We start from the raw sequence: 18,683 nt of genomic DNA, 5'->3' as shown, positions 1-18,683 counted from the left end.
CCCGGGGGAGTGGGTCACTGGTTCGCCGCCGCCGATGCCTGGGTCTCGCCGCGGCGGCGGATCTGCTGGAACGTGAACTCCGCGAGGCCGTCCCCGGCGGCGAAGACCTGGGTGTCCTTCGTCGTCACGTCCTTGCCGGCGGTGAAGCCGGTGATCGTGAAGTAGGCGTAGCGGCCGTAGGAGTTGGTCGTCGAGCGGCAGATCGCGCCGGCGCAGAAGGACTTGGCGTCGGTGCCGGTCAGCGCCTTGACGATGCTGCTCTTGTCGGCCTGCCCCTTGGCCTTGAGTGCCTGGGCCTCGGTGTCGAAGACGGCCACGCCGACCGTCACGGCGACGCCGTCCTTGACGTAGGTCACGCGCATCAGGCGGGTGCAGCCGTTGTCGGTGAGCACCTTGGGCAGGGTGCCCTGGACGGCGGTGACGCAGTTGGTGGTGTCGGCCTTCGCGGCCTTCTTGTAGACGGCCGAGCCCATCGTCAACTGTCTGCCCGGGAACATGATGTCCGGGCCGTTGGGCGCGCTGTCCTTGGCCTTGCTGGAGACGAACTCCTTCGGGTCCAGCGGCGGCGGGGCGCTGGTCGGGGCGAAGGACGGGGTCGCGGACGCGCTCGGCAGGTCGGCGGTGGCGGGCAGCGAGGAGGACGGCCGGTTGGACGCCTCGTCACCGCCGTTCGCCGACACCACGGCCATGGCGACGGCGGTGCCGACGCCGAGCGTCGCGAGCACGCCCCCGCCTATCAGCAGCAGCCGGCGGCGCTTGTTGCGCGACTCCGACGCCTCGGCGAGCGCGGCCCAGTCCGGCGTCGGGTCCGTGGCGCCGCTGGTCCACGGCTGCTCGGAGTTCCGTTTCCAGGGATCCCACTGGGACTGAGGTCCCCCCTGCCCATAGCTCATGGGCCGCATCTTAGACGGGGCCGGAGGTGTGCTGTTCCGCCTCAACAAGCTCCGCTGCCCCTAGCGTTCAGGGAATGAGTACGGGCAAAGACGACATCTCAGGGTGGTTGGTACGGCGTTCTCCCTGGCCGCCGTGGCTGGGCCTGGTCGCGGTGCTGGGCGCGCTGACCGGGCATGTGGCGCGGGCCACCCCGGACGGCGGCATGGACAACGCGATCGTCGTCCGGGCGGCACAGGCCTGGCTGGCGGGGCACTCCCCGTACGACGACCCGCACTTCCTGTATCTGCCGGGCGCGGTGCTCGCAGCCGTACCGCAGGCGCTGCTGCCGCCGGATCTGCTGCGCGTGCTGGTGCCCTCGGCGGTCCTGGCCTGCCTGGTGGGCGGCTGGGCGTGCGCGCTGAGGCTGCACCGGGTGCCGCTGGACAGCCGGCTCTCGGCGCTCGGGCTGATCGTGCTCGCGGCCGGCTTCGCGCCCTTCGGGCACCTGGTGCGGCTCGGCAACTGGACGGCGACGGCGGTCCTGGCGCTGCCGCTGGGGCTGCTGATGATGAGCCGGGGCCGCTGGACGGCGGCGGGCGCGGTGCTCGGTACGGCCCTGGCGCTGAAGCCGCTGCTGGCCCCGCTGGCGCTGCTGTTCCTCTTCGCGGGCCGCTGGAAGGCGCTCGCCGTCCTGGCCGCGGTCCCGGCGCTGCTCTCGGGCGCGTGCGCCCTGCTGCTGCCCGACCCGGCCGGCTTCCTCACCCGGACCCTGCCCTTCCTGCTGCACGGCCAGGACGCCTTCGTACGGCTCTACGAGGCTTCCCCGGGGGCCGTGCTGCCGCGGCTGGGGGTGCCGCGGCTCGCGGCCCGGACGCTCGCGCTGGCGGCCTGTGCGGTGGGACTGGCCGCGGCGTACCGGCGCTGGGGCCGTGCCGATCCCGGCCCGCTGAGGCTCTCCGAGACCGCGGCGGGGCTGATGCTTTCGGTGTTCCTGGTCTCACGACCGTCGTACGACCACTATCTGGTCGTCGTCGTGCCACTGCTCCTGGCCGGGCTGCCGTACGCCGGCTCGGTGGCGCGGGGGCCGTGGTTCTGGCTGGCGATGGTGCCCCAGCTACCCGGTCTGACCTGGCCTTATCTGGAACAGGTGCAGCGCCGGGCCTTCAAGGACGCGGTGACGTTGTGCGTGCTGATGGTCACGGTGGCCGCGCACCGGCCGGACCGGCGTCCGAGGACGGGACCGTCCGGGCCGACGGGTGAGAGCCGGCGGGCGGCAGCTCCCGGCGGCGATCACATTTACACTGGGTGAGAAGAAGCAGTGATGCCCGGCGGCCGAAGGCCTCGTTTTGACCCGGCCCAGCCACCGCAGGTATCCTGCATCTTCGTTGTGTATTGGCTTGCTCATTCTCACGGGACGGGCCCTTACACCGGTCCACCGGGCCGATGACCAGCGACCTGCACGCGGTATGCGTCACCGCAGTGCGGTCAGGGCTGTCGTGATCGTCTTCGGTGACCTTGTCAGGACCACTCACTCGAAGCGAAGGCTACGAACCGTGCGTACGTACAGCCCCAAGCCCGGCGATGTGACGCGCCAGTGGCACGTCATCGACGCTCAGGACATCGTCCTGGGTCGTCTCGCCAGCACCACCGCCTCCATCCTGCGCGGTAAGCACAAGCCGATCTACGCCCCTCACGTCGACACCGGTGACTTCGTCATCATCATCAACGCCGACAAGGTGCACCTGTCCGGCAACAAGCGGACCCAGAAGATGGCCTACCGCCACTCCGGCTACCCGGGTGGTCTGCGCTCCGTCCGTTACGACGAGCTGCTGGACAAGAACCCCGAGAAGGCCATCGAGAAGGCCGTCAAGGGCATGCTCCCGAAGAACACGCTGGGCCGTCAGATGCTCTCGAAGCTGAAGGTCTACAGGGGTGACCAGCACCCGCACGGCGCGCAGCAGCCGCAGCCGTACGAGATCACCCAGGTCGCGCAGTAAGTCCGGCCACACCACCCCAAGCTAAGAGAATCTGAGGAGAACCGTGGCCGAGACCACTGCCGAGCAGCCGCTCGAAGAGCTTGACATCGACAGCTACACCACCGAGTCCGAGGTGCCCGTCGAGGGCGAGTACACCTCGGAGTCGCTGGCCTCCCGCTTCGGCGAGCCGCAGCCGGCCGCCGGCCTGGGCCGTCGTAAGAACGCCATCGCCCGCGTCCGGATCGTTCCGGGCACCGGCAAGTGGAAGATCAACGGTCGCACCCTCGAGGACTACTTCCCGAACAAGGTGCACCAGCAGGAAGTCAACGAGCCGTTCAAGGTCCTCGAGCTCGAGGGTCGCTACGACGTCATCGCCCGCATCTCGGGTGGCGGTGTCTCCGGTCAGGCCGGTGCGCTCCGTCTCGGTGTCGCCCGCGCGCTGAACGAGGCCGACGTCGACAACAACCGCGGCGCCCTCAAGAAGGCCGGCTTCCTCACGCGTGACGACCGTGCGGTCGAGCGCAAGAAGGCCGGTCTCAAGAAGGCCCGCAAGGCCCCGCAGTACAGCAAGCGTTAAGCTTCGCTGCCTGCTCGTACGGGCTGTGGGCCGATCGGCCCGCTCCTACGTACTCCGAACGCCCCGGCGGCACGCCACAGTGCCGCCGGGGCGTTCGTTTTCTCGCAGCCGTGGGCGTATAACGGCACAAGGTGCTCAAAGGCTTGTGTGATCGGATGTTCAGGGCATCAAATGCCTGAACGCGGGAGCCGCCGCTGATCCACCGACGCGCCGCACGGCTTTCGAAACTGACGCTTCCTCAGGAGGACAAGTGGGACGACTCTTCGGCACGGACGGCGTGCGCGGTGTCGCCAACGTGGATCTCACGGCGGAGATGGCGCTCGGCCTCTCCGTCGCGGCGGCGCACGTGCTGGCCGAGGCGGGCACGTTCGAGGGCCACCGGCCGGTGGCAGTCGTCGGACGGGACCCGCGTGCGTCCGGGGAGTTCCTCGAAGCGGCCGTCGTGGCCGGTCTGGCCAGCGCGGGCGTCGACGTTCTGCGGGTCGGCGTGCTGCCGACGCCGGCGGTCGCCTACCTGACCGGCTCGCTCGGTGCCGACCTCGGCGTGATGCTCTCCGCCAGCCACAACGCCATGCCGGACAACGGCGTCAAGTTCTTCGCCCGCGGCGGCCACAAGCTCGCCGACGAGCTGGAGGACAGGATCGAGGCGATCTACGACGAGCACCGCACCGGCGCTCCCTGGGACCGTCCGACCGGCTCCGGCGTCGGCCGGGTGCGCTCGTACGACGAGGGGTTCGACCGCTACGTCGCCCACCTGATCGCCGTACTCCCGAACCGGCTCGACGGGATGAAGATCGTCCTCGACGAGGCCCACGGTGCCGCCGCCCGTGTCTCGCCGGAGGCCTTCACCCGGGCCGGCGCCGAGATCGTCACGATCGGTGCCGAGCCGGACGGGCTCAACATCAACGACGGCTGCGGCTCCACCCACCTGGGCAAGCTGAAGGCCGCCGTCGTCGAGCACGGGGCCGCCCTCGGCATCGCCCACGACGGTGACGCCGACCGCTGCCTCGCCGTGGACCACACCGGCGAGGAGATCGACGGGGACCAGATCCTCGCCGTGCTCGCGCTCGCGATGAAGGAGCGGGGCGCCCTGCGCTCGGACACCGTCGTCGCGACCGTCATGTCCAACCTCGGCTTCAAGCTGGCGATGGAACGCCAGGGCATCTCGCTCGTGCAGGCCGCCGTGGGCGACCGGTACGTGCTGGAGGAGATGAAGCAGCACGGGTACGCCCTCGGCGGCGAGCAGTCCGGCCACGTGATCATCCTCGACCACGCGACCACCGGCGACGGCACGCTGACCGGGCTCATGCTGGCGGCGCGGGTCGCGCAGAGCGGACGGACGCTTCGGGAGCTGGCGTCCGTCATGGAGCGGCTGCCGCAGGTGCTGATCAACGTGCCCGACGTGGACCGGTCCCGGGTCGCCAGCTCGGCCGACCTCGCGGCCGCGGTCGGCGAGGCGGAGCGGGAGCTGGGGGCCACCGGGCGGGTTCTGCTTCGGCCCTCCGGGACCGAGCCGCTGGTGCGGGTGATGGTGGAAGCGGCGGACATCGACCAGGCTCGGTCTGTCGCGGGGCGGTTGGCTGACGCGGTGAAGTCGGCGCTCGGTTAATTCCGGGGGCGGTTCTCGGTGGAGAGCTGAGCGTTACGGGCTGCGGCGCTGTTCTGCTGCCGGCTCCAGAGCCACTTCTGCATCAGCAGGGTCAGGGTTCCCGCCAGGACGATGCCCAGCAGGTTCAGCAGGAGTTGTTCCGACGAGCGCAGGGTCTGGTTGGTGTCGCCGTAGATCAGGGCCACGGCCGCGTTGGCGGCGGCCGGGACCGTGGTGACCGAGATGGCGACGCCGACCAGGGCGCCCGACTTCGCCGAGGTGAGTGAGAGGGTGCCGGCGGCTCCGGCGAGGACCGCCACCACGAAGGAGAACCAGTCCGGGGCGTAGATGAAGCCCGTGTTCGGACGGTCGGCCTCCAGTTGGTCCTTGGTGAACAGGCCCACGGCGTCCATGAAGAAGCTGAAGACCACCGTGACCGCCATCGCCGCGGCGAAGCCCACCAGCAGGGCGATCAGGGAACGCAGCGCCAGGCGCGGGGCGCGCTGAACGACGGCCGTGCAGATACCGGCCAGGGGGCCGAACTCCGGGCCGACCGCCATCGCGCCCACGATCAGGATCGCGTTGTCGAGCACCACACCGCAGGCCGCGATCATCGTGGCCAGCGTGATGAAGGCGACGTAGGTGACCGAGAGCGTCGACTCCTCGTGGGTGGCGTCCACCAGGTGCTCCCACAGGACCGCGTCGGCGGCCTCGCCCGGAGCGTCCGACTCGGCCTTGTCGGCCCGCGCGGACAGTGACAGGTCGATGTTCTCCACGGCGATCGAGCCGCTCTTGTCCAGGCCCAACTTCTGGAGGCCGCTGAGGAGTTGGTCGCCCGCCTCGCGGGCCACGTCGCACGTCACGACGTCGCCCTCGGGGTTGCGGGCGGCTCCCGTCATCACCACGAGGTGGGTGGTGCCGACGGTGTTCTCGATCAGGCGGACCGCGTCGTCGGTGCTGTCGGGCGGAGTGATCAGGCGCAGGTGCAGCATGGCGCCCTTTCTAACAGGCTCAGATCACAGCTTGCGCAGGCTCAGCCGTTGCACCTTGTGATCCGGGCCCTTGCGGACGACGAGGGCGGCCCGGCCGCGGGTGGGGGCGATGTTCTCCGTCAGGTTGGGCTTGTTGATGGTGCGCCACATCGTGCGGGCGTAGTCGAGTGCCTCTTCCTCGGAGACCTGGGTGTACTTCCGGAAGTACGAGTGCGGGTCCTGGAAGGCGGTCGCGCGCAGCTTGCGGAAGCGGTTGAGGTACCAGCGCTCGATGTCCTCGAGGCGGGCGTCGACGTACACGCTGAAGTCGAAGTAGTCGGCGAGGCCGACGCGGGTGCGGCCGTCCTTGCCGGGGAGCGCGGGCTGGAGGACGTTCAGGCCCTCGACGATGAGGATGTCGGGGCGGCGGACCGTGAGGCGCCGGTCGGGGACGATGTCGTAGATTAGATGGGAGTAGACGGGGGCGGTGACCTCGTCCTTTCCGGCCTTGATGTCGGCGACGAAGCGGGTGAGGGCGCGGCGGTCGTAGGACTCGGGGAAACCTTTCCGCGACATCAGGCCGCGGGACTCCAGCTCTTTGGTGGGGAGCAGGAAGCCGTCGGTGGTGACCAGCTCGACGCGCGGGTGTTCCGGCCAGCGGGAGAGCAGGGCCTGGAGGAGGCGGGCGACCGTGGACTTGCCCACCGCCACCGAGCCGGCCACTCCTATGACGAACGGGGTGCCGGACTGGGAGCCCTGTTCGCCGAGGAAGGTGTTCAGGGCCGAGCGCAGGCCGTCGGTGGCGCCCACGTAGAGGTTCAGCAGCCGGGACAGCGGCAGGTAGATGTCACGGACCTCGTCGAGGTCGATGACGTCACCGAGGCCGCGCAGCTGCTCGACCTCCTCGGCGGTGAGTGGCTGCGGCGTCTTGTCGCGCAGCGCGCTCCACTCGGAACGGGTGAGGTCGACGTAGGGAGTCGCCTCCGGCTTCTGCCGGTGGGCGCTCCGCGGTACCGAGGAGACCGGAGAGATCACAGTCCATTGTTAACGGAGTTTGAACGGGATGGCAGGTGGGATCCGTCACCCCGCGCGGCGCCCGCGCCCCCGGGAAGGGGACACGGGCACCGGGCTGCTCAGCGGTCCCGCTGGTCAGCGGCTCACTCGTTGAACCACTCGGACGAGACGCAGCCGCCGCCGTTCCAGCAGATCCGCATCTGGTAGCTGGCCAGCTGGCCGATGTTGTAGCCCTTCTTGTCGCAGCCGGCGTCGCCGCCGTCGTCGACGGTCGTCGCCACCGACACCAGGCCGCTGGCGTTGCGGACGAAGAGGGTGCCCGAGACGCCGTAGCCGTCGGCCTTGGTGTCGCAGGCCTGGAAGACGTCTCCGTCGTCGATGAACTTCATGTAGCCGCGGCCACTCGGCAGGTTGATGGTCTTGTCGCTGGCGGCCTGGGCCGGAGCCGCCATGGAGACCGCCAGGGCGGCGGCAGCCGCGCCGACCATGGCAACGCGGGTGATGGTGGACCTGATCATCGGGTTCCTCTTTTCTGGGGCCGAGCAACGGCCCCGAGCGTGACGCAAGATGCTCGTCGTGCTGGAGGGGTGACAGTGATCGTCGGGACGGCGGTTCATCTCGGCGGCACACGCCCGCGCCTGGGGCGTGCCGGGCACGCCGATGCCCACGTCCAGGTTGTGCCGGGCGCGCCGGGCATGCCGATCACACCGGGCACGCAGGTCGTGCCGGTTCCGCCCTTGGCCGTTCAGGCTGAAGGCGCCGGACGTGTGGACGGCGGCGTGACCGGCGTGGACGTGACTGGTGTGGACGTGACCGGCGTGGATGTGTCGACCGGCGTGGGCCGAGAAGTCGATCGCCTGGATATGACGGTCGGTCAGCGTGGCTCAAGTGGTGTCGACGACAGTCGACTTGGCCATGCCCGCCGTTCGAGACGCTGCGCGTGGGCAGGCGTGAGACACACCGCCCGCAGGTACTGCGACATGCAAGGTCCTCCCCGTAGCGACACTGTTCCCCCGGTCGCCGACCGGACTGCGCGATGGCCGATCTGGTCAAGATCAGCCGGGCGCGAAGCCAGTCTAGGTACGCGTGTTCGAGGCGGCAAGGGAGTTTCGGGGTGACTGCCGAGAAGCTGTCGAGAAGCTTCGAGGCGTGCGTACCCCCGTGGGAATTTCCGAATTCGGGCACGTGGAGGCTCTTTCGGGGCGCTGTCCCGCCGTACGCTGCCGGGCATGTGTGGAATCGTGGGATACGTGGGGTCTCAGTCGGCTCTCGACGTCGTCATGGCCGGGCTGAAGCGGCTGGAGTACCGGGGATACGACTCGGCGGGTGTCGCCGTCCTGGCGGACGGGGGGCTCGCCGCCGCCAAGAAGGCGGGGAAACTCGTCAATCTGGAGAAGGAACTGGGGGCCCGGCCGCTGCCGGCCGGGACGACGGGCCTCGGGCACACGCGCTGGGCCACGCACGGCGGGCCGACCGATGCCAACGCCCATCCCCATCTCGACAACGCCGGACGTGTCTGCGTCGTGCACAACGGGATCATCGAGAACTTCGCCCTGCTGCGGGCCGAACTTGCCGAACGCGGCCACGAGTTGCTCTCCGAGACCGACACCGAGGCCGTGGCGCATCTGCTCGCCGAGGAGTACTCGGGCACCGGCGACCTCGCGGAGGCCATGCGGCTGGTGTGCCGGCGGCTGGAGGGGGCGTTCACGCTGGTCGCGGTGCACGCCGACGAACCGGACGTGGTGGTCGGCGCGCGCCGGAACTCGCCGCTGGTGGTGGGCGTTGGGGAGGGTGAGGCCTTTCTCGCCTCGGACGTCGCCGCGTTCATCGCCCACACGCGGTCGGCGATCGAGCTGGGGCAGGACCAGGTGGTGGAGCTGCGCCGGGACGGGGTGACGGTCACCGGCTTCGACGGCAGTCCGGCCGAGGTGCGGTCGTACCACGTCGACTGGGACGCGTCGGCCGCGGAAAAGGGGGGTTATGACTACTTCATGCTCAAGGAGATCGCCGAGCAGCCCAAGGCTGTCGCCGATACCCTGCTCGGCCGGATCGACGTCTCCGGGGCGCTGACCCTCGACGAGGTGCGGATCCCGGCCGCCGAGCTGCGCGAGGTCGACAAGGTGGTCATCGTCGCCTGCGGTACGGCGTTCCACGCGGGGCTGATCGCCAAGTACGCCATCGAGCACTGGACGCGCATCCCGTGCGAGGTGGAGCTGGCCAGCGAGTTCCGGTACCGGGACCCCATCCTGGGAGCGCGGTCGCTGGTCATCGCGATCTCGCAGTCCGGCGAGACCATGGACACGCTCATGGCGCTGCGGCACGCCCGCGAGCAGGGCTCCAAGGTGCTGGCGATCTGCAACACCAACGGGTCGACGATCCCGCGCGAGTCGGACGCGGTGCTGTACACCCATGCCGGGCCCGAGGTGGCCGTCGCCTCCACCAAGGCGTTCCTGACACAGCTGGTGGCCTGCTATCTGGTCGCCCTGTACCTCGGCCAGGTGCGCGGCACCCAGTGGGGGGACGAGATCCGGGCCGTCGTGCGGGACCTGGCGCGGATCTCCGGAGAGGTCGAGCGGGTGCTGGAGACCATGGAGCCCGTGCGGGAGCTGGCGCGGTCGCTCGCCGACAAGGACACCGTGCTGTTCCTCGGGCGGCACGTGGGCTATCCGGTGGCGCTGGAGGGCGCGCTGAAGCTGAAGGAGCTGGCGTACATGCACGCCGAGGGCTTCGCGGCCGGTGAGCTGAAGCACGGGCCGATCGCGCTCATCGAGGAGGACCTGCCGGTCGTCGTCGTGGTGCCGTCCCCGCGGGGGCGGTCCGTGCTGCACGACAAGATCGTGTCCAACATCCAGGAGATCCGGGCTCGCGGGGCGCGGACGATCGTGATCGCGGAGGAGGGGGACGAGGAGGTCGTGCCGTACGCCGACCATCTGGTGCGGATTCCCGTGACGCCGACGCTGTTGCAGCCGCTGGTGGCGACGGTGCCCTTGCAGGTGTTCGCGTGCGAGCTGGCCACGGCGCGGGGCAACGAGGTGGACCAGCCCCGCAACCTGGCGAAGTCGGTCACGGTGGAGTGAGGTGTGGCCGTTCCCACGGGTGGAGTGCCGTCGAGGCGACGGCGTCCACCCGTGGGAAGGCCCGGCCTGTCAGCCGCGTGCCTGCTTGCGGCGCCGGTTCGCCGTCCGGGTCCAGCGGAGCAGGGCCAGCTCCAGGGCGATGATGCCCAGGGTGCCGGTGATCGGCGGTATGCGGCCCTCGTCGATCCGGTCGACGATCAGGTACACGCCCAGTGAGGCCCAGGCCACGGCCAGCACGGCCAGCAGGACGGCGAGCGCCGTCCAGCCCCAACTGCCCGCCGTGCGCCGCTTGACGGCGGACTCCCGTGTCCGTTCGCGTGGCTGCGGGATCTGCTCCGGGTCGCGGGCCGGCATGGGGACCACGGACTCGGCGGGAACGGCCGCGTCCAGGGCCGCGACGCGTTCGGCGGTGACGCCTTCGAAGAGGGTCGGCTCGACGGTGACCGCGAAGCCGTCGTGGCCGGTGAGGGCGCGGGCGCCGTCCGGCCGGGTGGTCATCGCGGCGCAGGCGTCGTAGCGGACCGTGACCGGGCCCTTCGGGGTCGTCAGGGTGACGCCCTCGGTGCCGATGACCAGCGCGACCCCCTCGTCCTCCAGGGAGGTGTGCCGGGTGCCGGTGACGGCGGCCGGCGAGTACTGCGGGGCGAGGGTGAAGCCCGCCCAGTCGACGCCCCGGCCCGGCACCTGGAGCAGTGCGCCGTCCCACGTCCGGCGGGCGACCTCGTGCAGATCGGCGACCGTCACCGCTTCCAGCTCGGCCCTGTGCTGCTCGGGGGAGAGGATCCGGTGCCCGAGCAGCAGGCTCAGCGCGTACGACGGGAGGCCGGCGGCGCCGAGGTCGGGGGCGTCGTACATCTTGAGGAGTCTGCCGCGCGCGGAGTCCAGTTCGGACTGCTCGATGCGGCCCGCGCGCAGCCGGGCGAGGGTGTCGACGAAGCCACCGACGACCGCGTCCTGCTTCTTCGGCAGCGAGTCCGCGTAGGCGGTGAGGGTGGCGAACTCGGCGTCGCGCGGGGAGTAGTCGGCCTCCGCGGTGTAGGAGTAGCCGCCCTCCTGGCGCAGGTCCTGGAAGAGGGCCCGGCCGAGGACGTCCGCGAAGACGGAGGCCGCGGTGGAGCGGCGCAGCACCGAGGTGAGGACGACCTGGCCGTCGTCGCCGTGGATGTAGGCCGGGGTGACGGGCAGCGCGCTGGTCGCGGCCGGGGCCGGCGAGCGGGTGCCCGCGGGGAGGCTGAGGTCGAGGCCCTCGGGTATGCGCTCGCTGGTGATCCAGAGCACCGCGTTGTCCCGGGTGAAGCGGGTCTCGGCCCAGTGCCGTACCCGGTCGGGGGTGAGGCCCCAGGTGCCCAGCTCGCTGTAGCTGGACAGGCCGTAGCCCTGGGCGCCGTACCGCCACAGCGCGAGCGGGGAGCCGGGGCCGCTGCCGCGGCTCGCCGCCTCGGTGCGCAGGATCTCCTTCTCGGTCTCCAGCCGGTCCATCGGCAGGTCCCGCAGGCCGGCGCAGACGCTGTTGAGGTAGGTGACGACCTCCTCCTCGCTGCCGGTGACGTGGAAGAGGGTGTACGCGTTCGCCGTCGTGCCGTTGTAGTGCAGGTCGGACAGCCCGAGGCGGTGCAGGGCGAGGTGCTCGACGAGGTGGGTGATCCCGGCGGTGGCCAGGGTCTCGTCGGCGCGGCCCACCCGGAAGAAGAGGCCGGCGGTGACCTCGTGGCCGGAGCGGGCGGCGTAGAGGGTGGGGACGCCCTGGGTGGTGGTGTGCGACAGCAGGCCGTCGAGGGCGGCCAGGCCGCTCTGGTCGTGCAGGTCGGTGGTCATGTGCCGGGTGCCCCCTCAGGCCTGTGCCGCGAGCTTGCGGAACTTCAGGAACGACGCCTTCGGGTCGCCCGTGTACTGCCACGGGAACTCCGTCGCCCGGTCGCCGAGGAAGGCGAAGTGACGGGCCGCGTCCGCGTGGTGGCCGCCGACCGAGAAGGCGAACGCGAAGACGCTGTGCGCGCCGACGGAGTACCAGTCGGGGCGGTAGCCGGGGTGCAGGACCGACACCTGCGCGGCGAACCGGAGATCGTCGCGGACCGGTACACCCCGCATGTAGGCCGTGTCCTCGGGGCTGTCCAGGTCCAGCCAGTGCTCGACGTGGGCGACGGCCACCAGGGCCGCGGAGGTGGAGCCGTCCGGCGCGGCGGTCGCGCACTCGCGGGCGAAGCCGTGCGTGGCCTCCCAGGTGCCGCCCCACTTGGGGCAGAGCTGCTGGAGCAGCTGCGTCTGCGCCCGGTAGTGGTGCGGGTGGTGGGCGGCCAGCCGGTCGTAGCGGCGGCGCGCCTCGGCCTGCCCCAGCTGGAGGCCGCGCGCGGTGGTCAGCCGCACGGTCCAGGCGGGGGCGTACGCCGGCTGCTCCGCGCACACGTCGATCAGCAGTTGCTCGGCCCGGCGCAGCCAGGAGTGGAACTGCGCGAACTGGTCCTGCGAGACGTTCTGCGCGCGGGCGCCGCTGCGGATGTCCCAGCCGATGTGGACGTACCGCTCGGCGAGCAGCGTGCGGGGCAGCGGGTCGCCGGGGAGTTCGGCGGCCGCCCGCTCCAGGAAGGTCTCGACGCCGGGGATCTCGGCGAGGACGGACGACACCGCGGAGATCTGGTCGGCGGAGTCCTGGCGCGCGGCGAAGGCCCGGACCGCGGGCCAGTCACCGGCCTGCGCGGCCGTGCGCAGCGGGATCAGCTCGGGTGTGTTGTCGTACGGGTCGAAGGTCGGTCCCGGAGAGCCCGTGGATCTGCCGCTGGTGGTACTGCTCATGCCCCCGCCCCCTGGCGATGCCGTCCGCGCGCGCCGACTGGCCCCCCAGGGCGCGGGCGGTGAAGTGATGGTGTGACGTGTGTGGTGTGACCTGTGGCGAATGATGCGTGACGTCTGTTGTCGGTATCTGTTTGATCGGTGCGACTGTGTGATCAAGTCGCCGCAGGCTAGCAGTCGCCTCCGACAATCGCGTGGGCGACCGGGGTGGGCGGTTCCGCCGCCATAGGGTGCTCGGCATGAGCATCATCGGGGTCGGCATCGACGTTGCCGAGATCGACCGGTTCGCGGCATCGCTGGAGCGCACGCCCGGACTGGCCAAACGCCTCTTCCTGGACAGCGAGTTGCTGCTGCCGAGCGGGCACCGGCGGGGGGCCGCCTCGCTCGCGGCCCGGTTCGCGGCGAAGGAGGCCCTCGCCAAGGCGCTGGGCGCTCCCGCGGGCCTGCTGTGGACCGACGCGGAGGTGTACGTGGAGGACAGCGGGCAGCCGCGGCTGCGGGTACGGGGGAGTGTCGCCGCGCGGGCCGCCGAACTGGGCGTGCGGTCATGGCATGTGTCGCTGAGTCATGACGCGGGCGTCGCCTCGGCGGTGGTCGTCGCGGAGGGGTAGGCGGACGGGGTGGATCCGCCGGGTCCTCAGGGTCCGCCGGGTCCGCCGGGTCCGCCGGGTCCGCCGGGTCCGCCGGGTCCGCGACCGGCGGGGGGCTCGGTGTTTGACTGGGTGTATGCGTACTGCCTATTGCGTGGACACCGTTCGGGCCGCCGAGCGGGACCTGATGGCGCGGCTCCCGGAGGGGGCCCTCATGCAGCGGGCCGCCGCCGGGCTCGCCGCCGCCTGTGCCGACCTGGTGGGGCGGGTGTACGGGCGCCGGGTCGTGCTGCTCGTCGGGAGCGGCGACAACGGGGGTGACGCCCTGTACGCCGGGGCCCGGCTGGCCCGGCGCGGCGCGGGCGTGACGGCCGTACCGCTCGCCCCCGGACGCACCCACGCCGGCGGGCTGGCCGCCCTGCGGCGGGCCGGTGGCCGGACCGTGGCGCCCGAGGACGCCGCCGGGCCGATCCGGCGGGCCGACCTCGTCCTCGACGGCATCGTCGGCATCGGCGGGCGGGGCGGACTGCGTGAGGACGCGGCACGGCTCGCCGCTCTGGCCGACGGGTCCCGGGCCGCCGTCGTCGCCGTCGACCTGCCCAGCGGCGTCGAGGCCGACACGGGGGAGGTGCGGGGCGCCGCCGTGCGGGCCGACCTCACCGTCACCTTCGGGACGCACAAGCCGGGGCTGCTGGTCGATCCGGCGCGCGAGTACGCCGGGTCGGTGCGGCTCGTCGACATCGGCCTCGACCTGCCCGGCGAGGCGGAACTGGAGGCCCTCCAACACGCCGACGTGGCCCGGCTGCTGCCCGTGCCGGGCGCCGAGAGCGACAAGTACCGGCGAGGGGTCGTCGGGATCGCGGCCGGGTCCGCGCGCTATCCGGGCGCGGCCGTGCTCGCGGTCGCCGGGGCGCTGCGGGGCGGCGCCGGGGCCGTGCGGTACGTCGGGCCCGCCGGGCACGCCGTGCTCGCGCGCTACCCCGAGACGCTCGTGTCCGACCAGGGGCCCGAACGGGCCGGGCGGGTGCAGGCGTGGGTCGTCGGGCCGGGCGCCGGGGAGGACGCCGGCACGGTGGCGCAGGTGCTCGCCGCCGACGTGCCCGTGCTGATCGACGCGGACGGGCTGCGGCTCGCCGACGTGGACGCGGTGCGGGGGCGTTCGGCGCCGACGCTGATGACTCCGCATGCCGGGGAGGCGGCGGCGCTGCTGGGCGTGTCGCGGGAGGAGGTCGAGGCGGGGCGGCTGGCCGCGGTGCGGGAGTTGGCGGGGCGGTACGGGGCCGCGGTGCTGCTGAAGGGGGCTACGACAGTGGTCGCGGGGGCGGGCGGCGGCGGTGCGGTGCGGGTGAATCCGACGGGGACGGCGTGGCTGGCCACGGCGGGGAGCGGGGATGTCCTGTCGGGGCTGGCGGGGTCGTTGCTGGCGGCGGGGCTGTCCGCGGTGGACGCGGGGAGTGTGGGGGCGTATCTGCATGGGCTGGCGGGGCGGTTCGCGGCGGCGGGGGCGCCGGTGGGGGCGCATGAGGTGGCGGAGGCGGTGGCGGGGGCTTGGCGGGATGTCGTACGGGGGTGAGGGCGGGGCGTTTCCTCACCCCGGCGCCCCTTCCCGTCCCTGTGGGCTGCCGCCCCGGACCCCCGCTGCCGGCCCTGAACGGGCCTTGTCCTCGAACGCCCGACGGGCGGGTCGTAGCCGGCCGGTGCTTCCGAGTCCGCCCCCGGTGGGTGGGCATGGGCCGGGGGTCCGGGGCGGCGGAGCCCCAGGTGGCGGTCAGGTGATGCGGCCCGGCTCTTAGGGTGCGTCCGGGGGCTCTGAGAGACTGGGCGGGATGAGTGAGACTGCACAGCCGACCGCCGCCCCGCAGCGTGCCCGTGCCGAGATCGATCTGGCCGCGCTGCGGGCCAACGTGCGCGCGCTGCGCGCGAAGGCGCCCGGTGCGGCCTTCATGGCCGTCGTGAAGGCCGACGGATACGGCCACGGCGCGGTCGCCTGCGCCCGTGCCGCCGTCGACGCGGGCGCCGGCTGGATCGGCACCGCCACCCCGGAGGAGGCCCTCGCACTGCGCGCCGGGGCGGGCCTGCCCGCGGACATCCGGATCATGTGCTGGCTGTGGACGCCGGGCGGCCCCTGGCGGGAGGCCGTCGAGGCGGACCTGGACGTGTCCGTGAGCGGCATGTGGGCGCTGCGCGAGGCCGTCGAGGGCGCACGGCTCGCCGGGCGGGCCGCCCGCGTGCAGCTCAAGGCCGACACGGGCCTCGGGCGCAACGGATGCCAGCCCGCCGACTGGCCCGAACTGGTCGCCGAGGCCCTGGACGCCGAGCGCGAGGGCCTGGTCCGGATCACCGGCCTCTGGTCCCACTTGGCCTGCGCCGACGAACCCGGCCACCCCTCCGTCGCCGCCCAGCTCGCCCGCTTCCACGAGATGCTGGCGTACGCCGAGGAGCGGGGCGTACGGCCCGAGGTGCGGCACATCGCCAACTCGCCGGCCGCGCTCACCCTCCCCGAGACCCACTTCGACCTGATCCGGCCGGGCATCGCCATGTACGGCGTCTCGCCGAGCCCCGAGCTGGGCTCCTCCGCCGACCTGGGGCTGCGCCCGGTGATGACGCTGGCGGCCTCGCTGGCCCTGGTGAAGCACGTCCCGGGCGGCCACGGCGTCAGCTACGGCCACCACTACACGACCCCCGGCGAGACGACCCTCGGCCTGGTCCCCCTCGGATACGCCGACGGCGTTCCCCGGCACGCCTCCGGCACCGGTCCCGTCCTCGTCGGCGGCAAGTGGCGTACGGTCGCCGGGCGGATCGCGATGGACCAGTTCGTCGTCGACCTCGGCGGCGACGAGCCGGGCCCCGGCGAGGAAGCCGTGCTCTTCGGGCCCGGCGACCGCGGCGAGCCCACCGCCGAGGACTGGGCGCAGGCCGCGGGCACCATCGCCTACGAGATCGTCACGCGCATCGGATCGCGCGTTCCCCGCGTCTACGTCGACGAGGCGGACGAGGCGGACCGGACTCCGTGAGCGTGTTTCCCTGAGCGCGCCCGCGCGCTCATTCCCGCGGATGTCATGCGCGTGCATGCGGTTCAGGTGAACGAGGAACCAGAGGAACCAGACGGGTACCCGCGCGCGGGGCACCCCGGCATCCGGCGACACCAGGTGAAGAGGAGCGGTACGTGAGCGAGAGCAGCGCGGAGGCAGTGGCGAGTGCCGCCTCGGCGGTCGTCGACGCCGCCTCCGCCACGGGGGCCGGCGGCTGGCGCCGGGCGACGGGCGTCGCGGGCGCCGCGATAGGTGTGATCGCCGCGGGCGCCGCCGCCGGAGTCGCCCTGGAGCGGATGACCGTCGGCCGGGGCATGCGGGCGAAGGCCCGCCTCGCCCTGGACTCGACGGGCCCCTACGGCGCGCTGCGCGGCACCCCCGGCAAGGCGTACGCCGACGACGGCACCGAGCTGTACTACGAGGTGGACGACGTCGAGCCGCAGGGCGGACCGGCGAACCGGCGGCGCCGCCTGTTCGGCCGCAAGTCCCCGCTCCCCGTCACCGTCGTCTTCAGCCACGGCTACTGCCTCTCCCAGGACTCCTGGCACTTCCAGCGGGCGGCCCTGCGGGGCGTCGTACGGACCGTGCACTGGGACCAGCGCAGCCACGGCCGGTCCGCGCGCGGTGCGGCCCAGTTGCGGGACGGCGAGCCGCTGACCATAGACCAGCTGGGGCGCGACCTGAAGGCGGTCGTCGACGCGGCCGTGCCGGAGGGGCCGATCGTGTTCGTCGGGCACTCCATGGGCGGGATGACCGTCATGGCGCTGGCCGCCCAGTTCCCCGAGCTGATCAGCGAGCGGGTCGTCGCCACCGCCTTCGTCGGTACGTCGTCCGGGCGGCTCGGCGAGGTGAACTTCGGGCTGCCGGTCGCCGGGGTGAACGCCGTGCGGCGGGTGCTGCCGGGCGTGCTGAAGGCGCTGGGGCAGCAGGCCGCGCTGGTGGAGAAGGGCCGGCGGGCCACCGCCGATCTGTTCGCGGGGATCATCAAGCGGTACTCGTTCGCGTCGCGGGACGTCGATCCGGCCGTCGCCCGGTTCGCCGAGCGGATGATCGAGGGCACGCCGATCGACGTGGTGGCCGAGTTCTACCCGGCCTTCACGGATCACGACAAGACCGAGGCGCTCGCCTGCTTCACGGACATGCCGGTGCTGGTGCTGGCCGGCATCGGGGACCTGGTGACGCCCAGCGAGCACAGCGAGGCCATCGCCGGCCTGCTGCCGGACGCCGAACTGGTCCTCGTCCCCGACGCCGGGCACCTCGTGATGCTGGAGCACCCGGAGGTCGTCACCGACCGGCTCGCCGACCTGCTCACCCGCGCGGGCGCCGTACCGGCAGGCGTTACCGTGGGTGGCTATGGAAGCACCAGCAGCAGCGCGCAAGGCTGAGACCGAGCTGACGGTCACCTCCCCCGAGCAGATGCGGGACCTGGGCCGGCGCCTGGCCGGACTGTTGAGCGCCGGTGATCTCGTGATGCTCAGCGGGGAACTGGGCGCGGGCAAGACGACGTTGACGCGCGGGCTCGGCGAGGGTCTCGGCGTACGGGGCGCGGTCACCTCACCGACGTTCGTGATCGCCCGCGTCCACCCGTCCCTCGGGGACGGTCCGCCGCTCGTCCACGTCGACGCGTACCGCCTGGGCGGCGGGCTCGACGAGATGGAGGACCTGGACCTCGACGTGTCCCTGCCCGAGTCCGTGATCGTCGTGGAGTGGGGCGAGGGGAAGGTCGAGGAGCTGACCGAGGAGCGGCTCCAGGTGCGTATCCACCGGGCCGTGGGCGACACGACGGACGAGGTCCGGCAGGTGACGGTCACCGGTCTGGGTGAACGGTGGGCTTCGGCGGACCTGGGCGTGCTGTCGGCCTGAGCGCGCGGCGGTGGCCGGCGGGATCGTGCCGCACATGAACGGTTCCGACAAGACGTCGGCAAGATGTTGCGTTCGGTGTCCTGGGCGTGGTCACATGGTATCCCGCCCTTGGTTAGGTCTACCTAACTAGGTCCGCCCCGGCCCTCAGGAGGCGCCCATGCCGGCCACCGAGCCCAAGGCCCCGCGGCGGCCGTCCGCCCTCGCCGGGGTGTCCATGCGCGACCTGCTGGCGTCCTGCGCCGCCGCGGAGGCCGTCTCCCGGCCACCGCGCGAGCCGGACCCGACGACGACCGTCGAGAAGCGGCACGTCCAGCACCGGGAAGCCGCCTGACCGT

General features: G+C 72.2%; 17 protein-coding genes. 11 read left to right on the top strand and 6 right to left on the bottom strand.

Annotated elements, in window-relative coordinates; all coding sequences use genetic code 11:
* Positions 1 to 14: 14 nt before the first annotated feature.
* Positions 15 to 893, bottom strand: a complete 879-nt coding sequence (locus ACFWJX_RS13500) for a hypothetical protein (protein ID WP_383241302.1) — start codon at positions 891 to 893, stop codon at positions 15 to 17.
* Positions 894 to 967: 74 nt separating this feature from the next.
* Between ACFWJX_RS13500 and ACFWJX_RS13495 the strand changes: the two genes are divergently transcribed.
* The 4 genes from ACFWJX_RS13495 (at position 968) to glmM (ending at position 5,035) form a co-directional block, all read left to right on the top strand.
* Positions 968 to 2,182 carry a glycosyltransferase 87 family protein gene (locus ACFWJX_RS13495; protein WP_383241299.1) on the top strand — a complete coding sequence of 405 codons (1,215 nt, stop codon included), beginning with the start codon at positions 968 to 970 and terminating at the stop codon, positions 2,180 to 2,182.
* 244 nt (positions 2,183 to 2,426) lie between these two features.
* Positions 2,427 to 2,870 carry a 50S ribosomal protein L13 gene (gene rplM, locus ACFWJX_RS13490; protein ID WP_073498030.1) on the top strand — a complete coding sequence of 148 codons (444 nt, stop codon included), beginning with the start codon at positions 2,427 to 2,429 and terminating at the stop codon, positions 2,868 to 2,870.
* Positions 2,871 to 2,913: 43 nt separating this feature from the next.
* On the top strand, positions 2,914 to 3,426 hold the full coding sequence (gene rpsI / locus ACFWJX_RS13485; protein WP_073498032.1) for a 30S ribosomal protein S9: 513 nt from the start codon (positions 2,914 to 2,916) through the stop codon (positions 3,424 to 3,426).
* Positions 3,427 to 3,676: 250 nt separating this feature from the next.
* Entirely contained in the window at positions 3,677 to 5,035 is a 1,359-nt protein-coding gene (glmM, locus tag ACFWJX_RS13480; RefSeq protein WP_252545598.1) for a phosphoglucosamine mutase, read from the top strand.
* Here the strand turns inward: glmM and ACFWJX_RS13475 are convergent.
* The 3 genes from ACFWJX_RS13475 to ACFWJX_RS13465 all read right to left on the bottom strand — a co-directional run bounded on the left by ACFWJX_RS13475 (position 5,032) and on the right by ACFWJX_RS13465 (position 7,517).
* On the bottom strand, positions 5,032 to 6,006 hold the full coding sequence (locus ACFWJX_RS13475) for a DUF389 domain-containing protein (RefSeq protein WP_383241294.1): 975 nt from the start codon (positions 6,004 to 6,006) through the stop codon (positions 5,032 to 5,034). The genes glmM and ACFWJX_RS13475 overlap by 4 nt on opposite strands.
* Before the next feature lie 24 nt (positions 6,007 to 6,030).
* Positions 6,031 to 7,020, bottom strand: a complete 990-nt coding sequence (gene coaA, locus ACFWJX_RS13470; protein WP_383241291.1) for a type I pantothenate kinase — start codon at positions 7,018 to 7,020, stop codon at positions 6,031 to 6,033.
* Positions 7,021 to 7,142: 122 nt separating this feature from the next.
* A complete protein-coding gene (locus ACFWJX_RS13465) occupies positions 7,143 to 7,517 on the bottom strand; it encodes a hypothetical protein (protein ID WP_383241289.1) in 375 nt (124 codons plus the stop codon).
* A gap of 711 nt (positions 7,518 to 8,228) precedes the next feature.
* Between ACFWJX_RS13465 and glmS the strand changes: the two genes are divergently transcribed.
* Positions 8,229 to 10,076 carry a glutamine--fructose-6-phosphate transaminase (isomerizing) gene (gene glmS, locus ACFWJX_RS13460; protein ID WP_383241287.1) on the top strand — a complete coding sequence of 616 codons (1,848 nt, stop codon included), beginning with the start codon at positions 8,229 to 8,231 and terminating at the stop codon, positions 10,074 to 10,076.
* 69 nt (positions 10,077 to 10,145) lie between these two features.
* Here glmS and ACFWJX_RS13455 read toward each other — a convergent pair whose 3' ends face one another.
* Together ACFWJX_RS13455 and ACFWJX_RS13450 are read right to left on the bottom strand one after the other, a co-directional pair.
* The gene (locus ACFWJX_RS13455; RefSeq protein WP_383241284.1) at positions 10,146 to 11,891 is read right to left on the bottom strand and encodes a M16 family metallopeptidase; all 1,746 of its coding nucleotides are present in this window, start codon (positions 11,889 to 11,891) and stop codon (positions 10,146 to 10,148) included.
* 15 nt (positions 11,892 to 11,906) lie between these two features.
* Complete coding sequence (locus ACFWJX_RS13450; RefSeq protein ID WP_383241282.1) at positions 11,907 to 12,866, bottom strand: hypothetical protein; 960 nt, start codon at positions 12,864 to 12,866, stop codon at positions 11,907 to 11,909.
* A 236-nt stretch (positions 12,867 to 13,102) separates the two neighbouring features.
* Between ACFWJX_RS13450 and ACFWJX_RS13445 the strand changes: the two genes are divergently transcribed.
* The 6 genes from ACFWJX_RS13445 (at position 13,103) to ACFWJX_RS13420 (ending at position 18,679) form a co-directional block, all read left to right on the top strand.
* A complete protein-coding gene (locus ACFWJX_RS13445; protein ID WP_094103913.1) occupies positions 13,103 to 13,474 on the top strand; it encodes a holo-ACP synthase in 372 nt (123 codons plus the stop codon).
* Between the two features lie 115 nt (positions 13,475 to 13,589).
* Entirely contained in the window at positions 13,590 to 15,026 is a 1,437-nt protein-coding gene (locus tag ACFWJX_RS13440; RefSeq protein WP_383241278.1) for an NAD(P)H-hydrate dehydratase, read from the top strand.
* A 253-nt stretch (positions 15,027 to 15,279) separates the two neighbouring features.
* Positions 15,280 to 16,467, top strand: a complete 1,188-nt coding sequence (gene alr, locus ACFWJX_RS13435; protein WP_383241275.1) for an alanine racemase — start codon at positions 15,280 to 15,282, stop codon at positions 16,465 to 16,467.
* Positions 16,468 to 16,619: 152 nt separating this feature from the next.
* Positions 16,620 to 17,870, top strand: a complete 1,251-nt coding sequence (locus ACFWJX_RS13430) for an alpha/beta fold hydrolase (RefSeq protein ID WP_383241272.1) — start codon at positions 16,620 to 16,622, stop codon at positions 17,868 to 17,870.
* Positions 17,839 to 18,348, top strand: a complete 510-nt coding sequence (gene tsaE, locus ACFWJX_RS13425) for a tRNA (adenosine(37)-N6)-threonylcarbamoyltransferase complex ATPase subunit type 1 TsaE (protein ID WP_383241269.1) — start codon at positions 17,839 to 17,841, stop codon at positions 18,346 to 18,348. The genes ACFWJX_RS13430 and tsaE overlap by 32 nt, the downstream gene beginning before the upstream one ends.
* 157 nt (positions 18,349 to 18,505) lie before the next feature.
* Positions 18,506 to 18,679 (top strand): hypothetical protein, encoded by a 174-nt coding sequence (locus ACFWJX_RS13420; RefSeq protein WP_383241266.1) that lies wholly within the window; start codon positions 18,506 to 18,508, stop codon positions 18,677 to 18,679.
* Positions 18,680 to 18,683: the final 4 nt, after the last annotated feature.

The sequence above is a fragment of the Streptomyces sp. NPDC058335 genome (assembly GCF_042723915.1).
Taxonomy (GTDB): Bacteria; Actinomycetota; Actinomycetes; order Streptomycetales; family Streptomycetaceae; genus Streptomyces.
The sequence above is the reverse complement of the archived record's forward strand: the minus strand, read 5'-3'. Positions and strand labels throughout refer to the sequence as shown.

Excerpts from the sequence above, each read along its gene's own strand:
- ACFWJX_RS13495 (WP_383241299.1), top strand. The coding sequence starts at position 968 with ATGAGTACGGGCAAAGACGACATCTCAGGGTGGTTGGTACGGCGTTCT.
- ACFWJX_RS13450 (WP_383241282.1), bottom strand. The coding sequence starts at position 12,866 with ATGAGCAGTACCACCAGCGGCAGATCCACGGGCTCTCCGGGACCGACC.
- ACFWJX_RS13465 (WP_383241289.1), bottom strand. The coding sequence starts at position 7,517 with ATGATCAGGTCCACCATCACCCGCGTTGCCATGGTCGGCGCGGCTGCC.
- ACFWJX_RS13445 (WP_094103913.1), top strand. The coding sequence starts at position 13,103 with ATGAGCATCATCGGGGTCGGCATCGACGTTGCCGAGATCGACCGGTTC.
- ACFWJX_RS13500 (WP_383241302.1), bottom strand. The coding sequence starts at position 893 with ATGAGCTATGGGCAGGGGGGACCTCAGTCCCAGTGGGATCCCTGGAAA.
- ACFWJX_RS13475 (WP_383241294.1), bottom strand. The coding sequence starts at position 6,006 with ATGCTGCACCTGCGCCTGATCACTCCGCCCGACAGCACCGACGACGCG.
- ACFWJX_RS13420 (WP_383241266.1), top strand. The coding sequence starts at position 18,506 with ATGCCGGCCACCGAGCCCAAGGCCCCGCGGCGGCCGTCCGCCCTCGCC.
- tsaE (WP_383241269.1), top strand. The coding sequence starts at position 17,839 with ATGGAAGCACCAGCAGCAGCGCGCAAGGCTGAGACCGAGCTGACGGTC.
- ACFWJX_RS13455 (WP_383241284.1), bottom strand. The coding sequence starts at position 11,891 with ATGACCACCGACCTGCACGACCAGAGCGGCCTGGCCGCCCTCGACGGC.
- ACFWJX_RS13440 (WP_383241278.1), top strand. The coding sequence starts at position 13,590 with ATGCGTACTGCCTATTGCGTGGACACCGTTCGGGCCGCCGAGCGGGAC.
- alr (WP_383241275.1), top strand. The coding sequence starts at position 15,280 with ATGAGTGAGACTGCACAGCCGACCGCCGCCCCGCAGCGTGCCCGTGCC.
- glmS (WP_383241287.1), top strand. The coding sequence starts at position 8,229 with ATGTGTGGAATCGTGGGATACGTGGGGTCTCAGTCGGCTCTCGACGTC.